The organism is Pseudomonas putida, assembly GCF_001976065.1.
Classification (GTDB): domain Bacteria; phylum Pseudomonadota; class Gammaproteobacteria; order Pseudomonadales; family Pseudomonadaceae; genus Aquipseudomonas; species Aquipseudomonas serbica.
Genome location: NZ_MNAH01000015.1, coordinates 13,422 through 26,855, shown reverse-complemented (window position 1 = coordinate 26,855; position 13,434 = coordinate 13,422). Strand labels below are relative to the sequence as shown.

8 protein-coding genes and 1 pseudogene are annotated in these 13,434 nt (G+C 61.4%); all 9 read left to right on the top strand.

What is annotated here, in order from left to right; genetic code table 11:
* Positions 1–56: 56 nt before the first annotated feature.
* A pseudogene (locus BKX96_RS31205) lies at positions 57–1,616 on the top strand (acyl-CoA synthetase); the annotation flags it as partial.
* Entirely contained in the window at positions 1,616–2,050 is a 435-nt protein-coding gene (locus BKX96_RS31200; protein WP_046817360.1) for a PaaI family thioesterase, read from the top strand. The pseudogene BKX96_RS31205 and the gene BKX96_RS31200, both read left to right, overlap by 1 nt.
* On the top strand, positions 2,041–3,564 hold the full coding sequence (locus BKX96_RS31195) for an acyl-CoA synthetase (protein ID WP_046817361.1): 1,524 nt from the start codon (positions 2,041–2,043) through the stop codon (positions 3,562–3,564). Before BKX96_RS31200 ends, BKX96_RS31195 begins: the two co-directional genes overlap by 10 nt.
* Positions 3,565–3,808: 244 nt before the next feature.
* Positions 3,809–4,948, top strand: a complete 1,140-nt coding sequence (locus BKX96_RS31190) for an acyl-CoA dehydrogenase family protein (protein WP_046817362.1) — start codon at positions 3,809–3,811, stop codon at positions 4,946–4,948.
* 31 nt (positions 4,949–4,979) lie between these two features.
* The gene (locus tag BKX96_RS31185) at positions 4,980–6,173 is read left to right on the top strand and encodes a lipid-transfer protein (RefSeq protein ID WP_077186336.1); all 1,194 of its coding nucleotides are present in this window, start codon (positions 4,980–4,982) and stop codon (positions 6,171–6,173) included.
* Between the two features lie 233 nt (positions 6,174–6,406).
* Positions 6,407–8,239, top strand: coding sequence for a DUF1302 domain-containing protein (locus BKX96_RS31180; RefSeq protein WP_046817364.1), 1,833 nt, complete (start codon positions 6,407–6,409; stop codon positions 8,237–8,239).
* Between the two features lie 43 nt (positions 8,240–8,282).
* The gene (locus tag BKX96_RS31175; protein ID WP_046817365.1) at positions 8,283–9,650 is read left to right on the top strand and encodes a DUF1329 domain-containing protein; all 1,368 of its coding nucleotides are present in this window, start codon (positions 8,283–8,285) and stop codon (positions 9,648–9,650) included.
* Between the two features lie 135 nt (positions 9,651–9,785).
* Complete coding sequence (locus BKX96_RS31170) at positions 9,786–11,942, top strand: LuxR C-terminal-related transcriptional regulator (RefSeq protein ID WP_077186335.1); 2,157 nt, start codon at positions 9,786–9,788, stop codon at positions 11,940–11,942.
* Positions 11,943–12,074: 132 nt separating this feature from the next.
* On the top strand, positions 12,075–13,427 hold the full coding sequence (locus BKX96_RS31165; RefSeq protein ID WP_046817367.1) for a coniferyl aldehyde dehydrogenase: 1,353 nt from the start codon (positions 12,075–12,077) through the stop codon (positions 13,425–13,427).
* The last annotated feature ends 7 nt before the right edge of the window (positions 13,428–13,434 follow it).

Sequence of the window (13,434 nt, the reverse complement as noted above, 5' to 3'; positions counted from 1 at the left end):
GGCGCACTTCACCCAAGTATTCGCCTCGGCCTGACAACAATAATTCACAGGAAACGACCATGTATCTGACCCAAGGACTACACCGTGTCTTGCAGCAACGCCCCAACGCTCTGGCGACGGTCTTCCGTGACCGGCGCCAGACTTACGCACAGTTGGCCGACCGCGTTGCTCGCCTGGCCAGCGCCTTGCAGCAACGAGGCATGCACACCGGCGACCGCGTGGGTTTGCTCGGTCTGAACTGCGACCGATTTCTCGAGTACTACCTCGCCACCTGGTGGGGCGGTGGCGTGGTCAACCCGGTCAACATCCGCTGGACCGTGCCGGAAATCGCCTACTCGCTGGACGACTGCGACACCCGTATCCTGATGATCGACGACACCTTTCTGCCGATGGCCGAAGCCATTGCTAGCGCTGCCAAAGTACGACCGCTGCTGATCCATATTGGCGATGGTCCGGCCCCCCAAGGCATGCTGTCTTACGAACAGCTCATTCGTGATGCCGAGCCGGTCGATGATGCCTTCCGTGGTGGTGATGACCTGGCCAGCATCATGTACACCGGTGGCACCACCGGCCGGCCGAAAGGCGTGATGCAGTCGCACATGAACCTGTGGACGGCTGCCGTGGCCCGCGCCGCCGATGTCCCGGTGCCAGCCGATGCGCTGACCCTGCACATCGCGCCGATGTTTCACCTGGCGGCGCTGTCGCGGGTGATTCTGATTTCGTTGCTGGGCTTGCCGAGCATCTTCGTCCCGGCCTTCGACCCGCTTGACGTGATGCAGGCCATCGAACGCGAGCGCATCACCGACATCCTGATCGTGCCGACCATGGTCCAGGCGTTGATCATGCATCCGGAGTTTGCCAGTCATGACCTCAGCAGCCTGCGCAGCCTGACCTACGGCGCCTCGCCGATTGCCGTGCCTTTGCTGGAACTTGCCCTGAAAGCCTTGCCCAATGTGGAGTTCACCCAAGGCTACGGCATGACCGAAGCCGCGCCGCCAATTTCCGCCAACGGCCCGGAAAACCACGGTCCCGAGGGCATCGCCAATGGTCGATTGCGTTCGGCCGGGCGTCCTGGACTCGGTGTGACCGTGCGCATCGTCGATGAACAGGACAATGAAGTCCCGCGTGGCACGGTTGGCGAAGTGCTTGTGCGTGGCCCGAATATCATGCTGGGCTACTGGAACAAACCCGAAGAAACCGCAGAGGCTCTGCGGGGCGGCTGGATGCACACCGGCGACGGCGCATACATGGACGACGAGGGTTATATCTATATTGTCGACCGCTTCAAGGACATGATCGTCAGCGGTGGCGAGAACGTCTATTCGGGGGAAGTCGAAAGCGCTATCTCCAGTCACCCGGCGGTCGCCTCCTGCGCGGTCATCGGCATTCCCTGTGCGCAGTGGGGCGAGGCGGTGCACGCGGTGATCGTGCTCAAACCGGATCGCCAAGCGGCTGGCGCCGAGATCATCGAGCATTGCCGTCGGCAGATCGCCGGCTACAAGACACCGAAGTCGGTCGAGTTCCGCGCCGCGCTGCCGCTGTCCGGTGCCGGCAAGGTGCTCAAGCGCGACCTGCGCGAACCGTTCTGGGCCGGCAGGGATCGGGGTGTGAGCTGATGGCGCTGGACAATGGAGGGGCAACGATTCCCGAGGGGTTCACAGCGCTGGAGGGCCTCTCGGGCTTCCTGCGCAATTGCGGTGACTTCTTCCTCCATGATGAACGGCCGATCATGGCCGTGCGTCTGCAACCGCACCACCTCAACTATGTGCGCATCGCCCATGGCGGTTTCCTCGCCACGGTTGCGGACAGCGCCTTCGGCGTCGTGTTACGGCGCCATTTGCGGCCGCCATCGGTTGCGCTGACGGTCAACCTGAACGTCGATTACATCGGACCGGTGCGCGAAGGCGAATGGCTGGAGGCGCATGTGGAAGTGCTCAAGACCGGTGGCACCTTCATCAACGCCAGCTGCCTGCTGAAGGTCGGCGAGCGCCTGGTGTTGCGGGCCAACGGTGTCTTCACCACCTGGAAAGGCAAGACACCATGTACATGACCCAGTGTCTGCAACGCACCCTGCAGCAAAACCCGGAGCACCTGGCGACGATCTTCGGCGATCGCCGCCAGACCTATCGCCAGTTTGGTGAACGTGTCGCTCGCCTGGCGGGCGCCTTGCAGAACCTCGGCATGGCGGCGGGTGACCGGGTCGGCATGCTGGCGCTCAACTCCGACCGTTATCTTGAATACATCATGGGCGTGTGGTGGGGCGGCGGGGTGCTCAACCCGGTCAACATTCGCTGGAGCGTGGCGGAGATTGTCTATTCGCTGGACGATTGCGCCACCGGCTTCCTGATTGTCGACGAGCACTTCGCGGCGATGGCCGAAGGTATCCGCAAGAGCGCCCGTCAGGCGCCACGGTTTATCTACGCCGGGGACGGTGAAGTGCCGCCGGGCATGCTCGGTTTCGAGCAGTTGCTGGCCCAGGCAACGCCGGTCGAGGATGCCGGGCGTGGCGGGGAAGACCTTGCCTGCATCATGTACACCGGCGGCACCACCGGGTTTCCCAAGGGGGTCATGCAGTCCCATCTGAACCTGTGGTCGGCGTGCATGCCACGCATGGTCGACATGCCGCCGATACGCGATGGCCGGTTGTTGCACGTCGCACCGCTGTTCCACGTTGCCGGCATGGCCCGCGCGTTGATCCAGTTCATGGCCGGTGAAAGCCATGTACTGCTGTCGAGTTTCGACGCGGATGAGGTGCTGCAGGTGATCGAGCGGGAGCGGATAACCGAGACGTTGCTGGTGCCAACCATGATCCTCGCGTTGCTGGCCCATCCAGACTTCGATCGCCATGACCTCGGTAGCCTGAAACGCCTGACCTACGGTGCGTCACCCAGCGCCGGCGAAATGGTGGAACAGGTGTTGGCCCGGCTTCCGGAACTGGAGCTTTCTCATTCCTACGGGCTGACCGAAGCCTGCCCGGTGGTGTCGAGCAATCTGCCGTGCAATCACACGCCGCAAGCGCGCCAGAGCGGTTTGTCCCGTTCAGTCGGGCGGGGCGGGTTGGGCGTCAACGTGAGGATCGTCGACCCGCAAGGCCAGGAAGTTCCGCGAGGCACGGTGGGCGAGATTATCGTGCGCGGGCCGAACATCATGCAGGGCTATTGGAACAAACCCGAAGAAACCGCCAGGGCATTGCGCGATGGCTGGCTGTACACCGGCGACGCCGCGTACATGGACGAGCAGGGTTACCTGTTCATCGTCGACCGCCTCAAGGACATGATCGTCAGCGGCGGTGAAAATATTTATTCGGCGGAAGTCGAAAATGTCCTCGCGCGACATCCGGCGGTGGCGCTGGCGGCGGTGATCGGCGTGCCCCATGAGCAATGGGGCGAGGCGGTGCACGCGGTGGTGGTGCGCAAGCCCGGCGCCCAGGTCGATGCCGAGCAATTGCGCTTGTATTGCCGGGAGTTCATCGCCGGCTACAAATGCCCGAAAAGCGTGGAGTTCCGCGACGAGCTGCCGCTTTCGGCAGCCGGCAAAGTCCTCAAGCGCGAACTGCGCAAATAACCCCTCCACAACTCCTGTGGGAGCGAGCCTGTTCGCGAAGACGGTATGCCAGTCAACATCAATGCTGAATGTGACGACCTTATCGCGAGCAGGCTCGCTCCCACAGTTTTTGCGCCAGTGCTTCAGATCGTTTTCCTCCAGCCATTCGCTACCCGATCCGGGTGGCTTCACTACCCGCCCGCGTCAATACAGTGGACTCACGAACCAGGCGCAAGCCTTGCCTGGCCACCCACTGGAGATCCCGATGCACATCAACCGTACTGTCTACCGTGAAGACCACGAAATGCTGCGTGAATCCGCGCGGCGTTTCTTCGAGCGTGAATGCCTGCCCAAGCAGGCGCAGTGGGACGCCGCTGGCCAGGTTGACCGGGAAACCTGGCTCAAGGCCGGTCGTCACAATCTGCTGTGCCTCACCGTGCCGACTGAATACGGCGGTGGCGGTGGTGACTTCGGTCACTCGGCGGTGTTGATTGAAGAGCTGTACCGCGCCGGTGTTTCGGGCTGGAGCCTGGGGGTGCATTCGGACATCGTCGCGCCGTACATCGTGCGTCTGGGCACCGAAGAGCAAAAACACAAATGGCTGCCGAAAATCTGCACCGGCGAAACCGTTTTGGCCGTGGCGATGACCGAGCCTGGCACTGGTTCCGACCTCAAGGCGATCCGCACTACCGCAGTGCGTGACGGTGACGAATGGGTAATCAACGGCAGCAAGACCTTCATCAGCAACGGCCTGACCTGCGACATGGTCGTGGTCGTGTGCAAGACCGACCCGAGCGCCGGCGCCAAGGGGTGCAGCCTGATCATGGTCGAATGCAACCGTGAAGGTTTCCGTCGCGGGCGCAAGCTGGAAAAGGTCGGCCAGCACGCCGCCGACACCGCCGAGCTGTTCTTCGACGACGTGCGCGTGCCGGTGGGCAACCTGCTCGGTGAAGAAAACAAAGGCTTCATGCACCTGATGGAAGAGCTGCCGCAGGAGCGCCTGGTGATCGCGCTGTATTGCGCCGCCAAACTCGAACGCCTGCTGGAGCAGACCGTCGAGTACGTGAAAGACCGCAAGGCCTTCAACCAGACTGTCTGGGACTTCCAGAACACCAAATTCAAGCTGGCCGATATCAAGGCCCAGGCCACGGCCGTGCGCCTGACTATCGACCACTACATCGGCGAACACATGCGTCGGCGCCTCACGGTGCAGGAGTCGGCCATCGCCAAGCTCTTCGCCACCGAAACCCTGTGGAAGTGCATCGACGACATGGTCCAGCTGCACGGCGGCTACGGATACATGATGGAGTACCCAATCGCCCGCGCCTTCGTCGACATGCGCGTGACCCGCGTCTTCGGTGGCACCAGCGAAGTGCTGCGCGAACTCATCGCGCGCCAGTTGTGATCCTTTCCCCCTCATTTTTTCAGGTGACAATATGAGCGAAAAAGTACTGGTAGCCGGCGTCGGCATGATCCCGTTCCGCAAGCCCAGCGAGAGCCCGACCTACGTACAGATGGGCGCCGAAGCGGTGCGTCGCGCCCTGGACGATGCGGGCATTGATTACAAGCTGGTGCAAGAGGCGTACGCCGGTTATGTCTACGGCGATTCCACCTGCGGCCAGACTGTTCTCTACGAAGTCGGCATGACCGGGATTCCGGTGGTCAACGTCAATAACAACTGTTCGACCGGTTCTACCGCCTTGTACCTGGCACGCAAGGCCATTGAGTCCGGTTCTGTCGATTGCGTACTGGCGGTCGGCTTCGAACAGATGCAGGCAGGTGCGCTGAAATCCCATTGGGACGACCGCCCGCCGACCCGCGAACGCTTCCTGCCGATCCTGCGTGGTCTGACCGCCGATATGGATGGCATGGCTCAGGCTATCCGTACGTTTGGTGGTGCGGGGCGCGAGTACATCCAGAAATACGGCATGAAAATGGAAACCTTCGCCGCTGTGCGCGCCAAGGCCAGCCGTCATGCAGCCAACAACCCGCTCGCATTGTTTCGCAAGGTGCTCAGCGTCGAAGACGTGATGAACGACCCGGTGATTCTGCCAGGCGTCATGACCCGCCTGATGGCCTGCCCGCCTACTTGCGGTGGCGCGGCGGCGATCCTGGTTTCCGAGCGTTTTGCCAAGAAGCATGGCCTGCGCCGTGACGTCGAAATCGTTGCCCAGTCGATGACCACCGATACCCCTGAATCCTTCAATTTCGAAAAGCCGTCGATGCTTGACTGGGTCGGTACGCACATGACGCACGCCGCCGTCGGCCAGGTCTACGAGAAAGCGGGCGTCGGTCCGAAAGACATCGACGTCTGCGAGTTGCACGACTGCTTCGCCCAAAACGAAGTGATCTGCTACGAATCCCTGGGCTTTTGCCCCGAGGGCGGCGCGGAAAAATTCGTCATGGACGGCGACAACACCTATGGCGGGCAAATCGTCATCAACCCGTCTGGTGGCCTGCTGTCCAAGGGGCACCCGTTGGGCGCTACCGGTCTGGCGCAGTGCTATGAGCTGACGCAGCAATTGCGCGGCAACGCCGAGCAGCGCCAGGTCGAGGGCGTGCGCCTGGCGATGGCGCACAACCTTGGCCTGGGTGGTGCCTGCGTGGTCACGCTGTACGGAAAAGTGTAGGAGCGAGCCTGCTCGCGATGGTCGTTAACGATCAAGCGAGCTCGCCAACCCAACACATTGCTCTTGAGTGTCACCGAGCGTAACGCCCGCCGAGCGCATCTTGAACCGGGCGTTACGCGTCAGAAAAAACCTTGAAAAACGCTTCATCCAAATCACCCATTCGGGTGTGAGGACAACAGGGGAGCCTCGCTAGCATGGGCACTCACCACGTCATCTTCAATCGGGGAAACCGCATGACAAAAACAACAATGCGCGGAGTCTTCCAGCCAAGTCTGCTGGCCGTAGCTGTAATGTTTGCCACTTGCGCGAGCAATCAGGCTCACGCTGTGAATTTCAATATCGGGGAGATTCAAGGGACGTTCGACTCGTCGTTGTCGATCGGCGCCAGTTGGTCTGTGGCTGATCCGGACAAACAGTTCATTTCCAACTTCAACTCTCAGGGCGTCAGCGGTGGCGAGTCCGCCTCGCGGACCACCGACGACAACCGCCTGAACTTCAAGAAAGGTGAAACTTTCTCGAAGATCTTCAAGGGTGTGCATGACCTGGAGCTGAAGTACGGCGACAGCGGCGCCTTTGTGCGGGGCAAATACTGGTATGACTTCGAACTGATGGACGAGAGCCGTCCGTTCTACGACATCGATGACTCGGGACGTGACCGCGCGGCGAAATCGTCCGGGGCGATGTTCCTCGACAGCTTCGTCTACCACAACTACAGCATCGGCGATCAGGTCGGCAACGTTCGCCTGGGCAAGCAAGTGGTGAGCTGGGGCGAGAGTACGTTCATTGGCAACTCGATTAACAGCATCAACCCAATCGACGTCGCTGCTTTGCGTCGCCCGGGTGCCGAGGTGAAAGAAGGTTTGATTCCGGTCAACCTGCTTTATGTGTCGCAGGGCCTGGCGGACAACATCACCGCCGAAGCGTTCTATCAGCTGGAGTGGGACAAATCGATCGTCGACAACTGCGGTACGTTTTTCGGCAATGATGGCGTGCCGCAAGGCTGTAACGACCGGCTGGTAATCGCCGGTCTTGACCTGCCCCCGGGCAAGGCCAGCAATACCGGCGGTCTGGCCGCCATTGCAGCCGGTTCGGATGACGCGTTCATTCCTCGCCTCAAAGACAACGATGCCCGCGATAGCGGTCAATATGGCCTGGCCCTGCGCTGGTACGTTCCGGAGGCGAACGACACCGAGTTCGGCGCCTACGCGATGAACTACCACAGCCGCAACCCGTACCTGAGCATCCATCAGATGAGCAGCGCTGCCGGTGGCGTGACCTCTGCACGCAGCACCGGCTACTTCATCGATTATCCGGAAGACATTCGCCTGTACGGCCTGAGCTTCCAGACCAACGTCTCGGGTGTGTCGCTAGGGGGGGAAGTCAGCTACCGGCCAAACATGCCGCTGCAACTGAACACCGCTGACCTGTTGTCCGCCGCCACCTTCGGTGCGACCTCGCCGTTGATTACCACCGGTTTCGCCGGTCGCAACCTGGGCGCCGAAGTCAATGGCTACAAGCGCATGCCGGTGACCCAGGCGCAAGTGACCGCGACCCAGTTCTTCGATCAGGTGCTGGGGGCCAGTCGTCTGACCCTGGTGGGCGAGGTGGGTTACAACCACATCAATGACCTGGGCAAGGCGGATGGTTCGGACCTGCGCTTCGGTCGCAGCCCGGCTTTCGGTTCCGGCGAACTGCCGGGCGCTGCGGGCGCGGCCACTTGTCGCGGCACCGCCTCCGGTACGCCATCGGCGAGCAACCCGGCGCAGGAATGCAATGACGATGGCTTCTACACCAGCAACAGTTGGGGCTATCGCCTGCGCGGCAAGCTGGATTACCAGAACGTGTTCGCCGGCATCAACCTGTCGCCCAACATCGCCTGGTCCCACGACGTCGAGGGTTACGGCCCGAACTTCGATGAAGGCTCCAAAGCCGTCAGTCTGGGCGTCGATGCCGATTACCAGAACACCTACACCGCCAGCCTGAGTTACACCAACTACTTCGGTGGCGATTTCAATACCAACGTCGACCGCGACTACGTTGCGCTCAGCTTCGGCGTGAATTTCTGACGCAACGCTGCCCCAGAGGTAATTGAACATGAACTGTCTGAACATGAACGCACGTCTGATCCTGCGCGCTGGCGCCCTGAGTCTGTCGCTGCTGGCCACGGGTGTAATGGCTGCGGTTACCCCACAGGAAGCCGCCCAATTGGGCACTAGCCTGACGCCATTGGGCGCCCAGAAAGAGGGCAATGCCAGCGGCAGTATTCCTGCCTGGACCGGTGGTTTGAAACCCGGCGCGGCGGCACTCGACAACGGCTTTCTCGGCGATCCGTTCGCCGGTGAAAAGCCGCAACTGGTGATCACCGCGGCCAATGCCGACCAGTACAAGGACAAGCTGACACCGGGCCAACTGGCGATGTTCAAGCGCTATCCGGATAGCTACAAGATCCCGGTGTACAAGACCCAGCGCACAGCGGCTTCGCCGCAGAACATCTATGACATTGCCAAGAAAAGCGCGGTGAGCACCGAACTGACGCCGGACGGCAACGGCCTGCTGAACTTCGCACAAACCCGTTACTTTCCGTTCCCCATTCCGAAGAACGGTGTCGAGGTTTACTGGAATCACACCAACCGTTATCGCGGCGGCAACATGGAGCGCCAGGCGGCCCAGGCCGCACCGCAAACCAATGGTTCGTACTCCATCGTCGAGTACAACGACCAGCTGGCGTTCCCGCAGTTGATGGAAGGCGTGGAAGGCGGTCAGGGCGAAAACGTTCTGTACTACTACAAACAGGAAATCACCGCTCCGTCGCGCATGGCCGGCAGTGTGATCCTGATCCACGAGACCATCGATCAGGTCAAGGAGCCGCGTCTGGCGTGGGTCTACAACGCCGGTCAGCGCCGCGTGCGTCGCGCCCCGCAAGTGGCCTACGACGGACCAGGCAATGGTTCCGATGGCATGCGTACCGCTGACAACACCGACATGATGAACGGTGCGCCGGATCGCTATGACTGGAAACTGGTGGGAAAAAAGGAACTGTACATCCCGTACAACAACTACCGCCTGCAGTCGCCGAAGCTTAAGTACGACGACATCATCAAGCCGGGGCACATCAACCAGGACCTGACCCGTTATGAGCTGCACCGCGTGTGGCACGTCGAGGCGACCCTGAAACCTGGCCAGCGCCATGTGTATGCCAAGCGTGACTTGTATTTCGACGAAGATACCTGGCAGCTTGCCGAAGTCGATCACTACGACGGCCGTGGACAGTTGTGGCGTGTCGCCGAAGGTTATGCAATCAACGACTACGAGCGTGGTGCCTCTAACTTCGCCATGCTCGGGATCTATGACCTGATTGCGGGTCGCTACAATGTGTTGGCGATGACCAATGAGGCCAAACATGCAACGGCCTATGGCATGACCGCGAAGATGACCGACTTCACCCCGTCTGCGCTGCGTAACGCCGGCATCCGCTGAGTGTTCAACCTCGCTGGAACCAACGCCCTGTTCGCAGGGCGTTGTGCATTCCGACAGCCCCCACCTGATGTGGGTGGCGCGCAAACAGTTTTCTCGTCCAATGATGGCAACCTCACACCATCAGCGAGGTCCGCCATGTTTGTGCCACGGCCGCATTTGTGCGACGAACTCAAGCGCGAGCAGCGCCGGTTGCAGCTGCTTTGCGCGCCTGCCGGTTATGGAAAAACAGCGTTGTTGCGCGAGTACTTGCGGGTAGAGGCTGAGCCGGGGCGGGTGGTCTGGGTAAGTCTTGGCGGGCGAGCGCAGACGTTGGAGTCCTTGGGCTTGATGCTGGCTGATGCCCTGGGGTGGGTGGCGGCTGATCCATCGCCTTCGCTGGCCAGCCAGCTCCTGCAAGGGCTCGCTGACTCCTGTAGCAGCTGGCTGGCCAGCGAAGAGTCCCTTTCAGGCAATAATGCCTCAGCGGTCGTGCCACTTCGATTGGTCTTCGATGATCTGCCGTCGCAAATGCCAACGGATCTGAACCACTGGTTCGACCAGCTCCTGTCCCTGCAAAACCCAAACTTGCAAATCCTGGTCACCTGCCGCCAACGCCCTGAATGGAACCTCCCGCAACTGATGCTCAGCGGCGAATTGCTGGAGCTGGACTCCCGGCAACTGGCCCTGCAACCTGATGAATTCGAATCGCTGGTCAGTTTGCTCATGCCGACCGCTGATACCGCCGCCAAGGAAGAACTGTGGCATCAAACGGCTGGGTGGTGTGCGGGAGTTCGTCTGCTGCCCTCGGCCTTGCTCGGTCCGTACCTTGAGCGTGAACTGTGTGCGCGCCTTAACGACGAACAGCGCGAGATTCTCTACGGGCTGGCCCACTTGTCCAAGGCCAGCGCCGACCTTTGCGAGCAACTCTGGGAAGGACAGCAGGGCGCCCGGGTGTTCAAGAGCTTGCTCGACGAACAGGCTTTTCTCGTCCAGATCGACCAGCAGCCCGGCTGGTTTCGCTTGTTGCCCGCTGTGGCGCAGGCGCTGCAAGACCGATTGAGCGGCCTGCCGCTCAATCGGCTGCGCTTGCGTGCCTGCCAACTGCTCAGCGTCCTGGGTCAGGTCGATGATGCAGTCGAGCAGGCGCTCAGTGCCGATCAGCCGGAAGTGGCGGCCAGTTACATGGAGCGGTTATGGCTGAGCTGGATCTTGAGCGAACGGCACCTGGACCGCTTCATGGACTGGCGCGAACGCATCGAACCGCAGTTGCTGCACAGCAGCTCGCGCCTGATTTACCTGTGCGCCAAGGCGCTGCTGTTCAGCGGCCGGCTGGACGAAGCCGAGGAATGCCTGGAACGGCTTGGGCATTTTTTCCCGCTGCCCGATCAGCAGCGCAATCAACGTCTGTTGGCGAACTGGCAGGCGCTGTATGGAACCCTGCACGCGCTGCGTGGGCAGCACGAGCCGGCGCGTCTGCACTGCCATTCGGCACTTCGCCATTTGACGGCCCAGGACTGGCTATCGGTGCTGTTGTGCCAGTGCACGTTGGCGCGCATCGCCATGAAATCCGGCGAACTGAGCGAGGCTCAGGTGTTGTTGGAGCACTCGCTGGAGCTTGCCCGGCGGCGGGGCAGTCGTGAGGCCGAAGTGCTGGTGAACAGCGATCGGGTGCGCTTGATGATGCTTCAAGGGCAGCCAGGGTTGGCGCAATCGCTGTTGCGCACCGAACTTGCGCAACTGACGGGCAGCCGGACCCAACCCTATCCACTGCTCGGACGGCTGATGCTCCTGCAGGGCGAGTTGCTGGTGCAGCAAGGACGGATGGTTGAAGCAGAACAGGTCCTGCAAGCGGGTCTATTGCAGGTCCGCGATTGCTGCGCGCCATTTGTGCTCAATGCCTACCTGCTGTTGTCCGAGATCGCCTCGCGCAGTGATGACAGCGAAAAGGCGCATTTACTGTTGCACGAAGCCGAGCGGCGCATGCACTGGGGCAAGATCGACCGTGTGTGTTATCAGGAGCCAATTGGCCTGCAAAAAGCCCGGAACCAGACCCGTGAAATCGATGGCTACAGCGATGAAACTCCCTCGGCGCGTCCTGCCGGCGTGGCGGATTACCAGGACGGCCTGACACCGCGCGAAGTCTCGGTGCTCAAGCTGCTGGCCGAAGGCATGTCGGTGCGCGAAGTCAGCCATCGTCTGTTAATTTCGGTGAACACCGTCAAGAGCCACGCTAAGAACATCAACGTCAAGCTCGGCGCCTGCCGTCGTACCCAGGCCATCAACAGCGCCAAGGCGATGGGCATTCTGGCCTGAACCGGTCGTCTTGAATCGCCACCCACCTGATCCGGGTGGCGGCGCGGCGCGACCGATGGACAACCATGCAGCCAACCCGACGCACTGCTGCGCAATCGCGGTGGCGTCCAGACAACAACAAGAGAGGTAGTGATGAGCGCCATCGAGAGTTGGACGAGCACGGACATCCGTTCGGTTCTGGAAATACAGCGGGCGGCCTTCCTGGGCAGCGAACCCTGGAGCGCCGAGCAGCGCTGCGAACTGCTCGGGCGGGCGATCGGTCTACTGGTCCGCCACGAGCAGGAAATCATCGACGCCCTGACAGCTGACTTCGGTCATCGCAGCCCTGGATTCTCCAGGGGCAGCGAAGTGTTGTCGCCGCTGGCCACCCTCAAGCAGACCCAGGCCGAAGTGGCCGAGTGGATGCGTCCTGAAAAGCGTAAGGCCAGAGCCGGTGAAGCCTGGGTTCAGTATCAGCCCCTGGGTGTAGTGGGCATTGTCACCGCGTGGAACGTCCCGGGCTACATGGTCTTCAGCGGACTCGCCGGCGCCTTGGCCGCCGGCAACCGGGTGATGATCAAGCCCTCGGAATTCACCCCGCATACTTCGGCCCTGATTGCGCGGCTGATCCGTTCGGTCTACGCCGAAGACGAAGTGGCGGTGGTGCTGGGCGGTGCGGATGTTGGCCAGGCGTTCTGCGGTCAGCCGTTTGACCATCTGTTGTTCACTGGGGCTACCAGCATCGGCAAACACGTTCTGCGCGCGGCGGCGCAAAACCTGGTCCCGGTGACCCTGGAACTGGGCGGCAAGTCGCCTACCATCATTTCCCGTACTGCGGATTTCAAGGACGCGGTGGCCAAGACCGTCATCGGCAAGCTGCTCAACGCCGGGCAGCTGTGCGTCGCGCCGGATTACGTGTTTGTGCCAAGGGAATCGGTCGATACCTTCATTGCCATTGCCAAAGCAGTGGTTGCCGGGTTCTTGCCGACGCTCAAGGACAACCCCGAATACACCTCGATCATCAACAGCCGCCATTACGAGCGTTTGCTGGGCTACCTCAGTGAAGCGCGCGACGCCGGTGTCGAGCTGATCGAACTGAACGCGGCCGCGGAAGACTTTAACGAGGGGACGCGCAACAAGATTGTGCCGACGCTGTTGCGCGACCCGGGAGACGACCTGCAAGTGATGCAGGACGAAATCTTCGGCCCGCTGCTGCCGATCAAACCCTACGACTCCATCACCGAAGTGATCGCCCGGATCAATGCGCGCCCGCGTCCGTTGGCCCTGTATTACTTCGGCAACGATGCCGCCGAGGAAGCGCATGTGCTGAGCCGCACCTGTTCCGGTGGCGTGACCCTCAATGGCGTGTTGAGCCATGCCAGTACCGAAGGCCTGCCGTTCGGCGGCGTCGGTCAGAGCGGCATGGGTGCTTATCACGGCATCGACGGTTTCCGCACCTTCAGCCATGCCAAAGCCGTGCTGCGTACCGCACCGAACCCGGCCTGAACCCCAT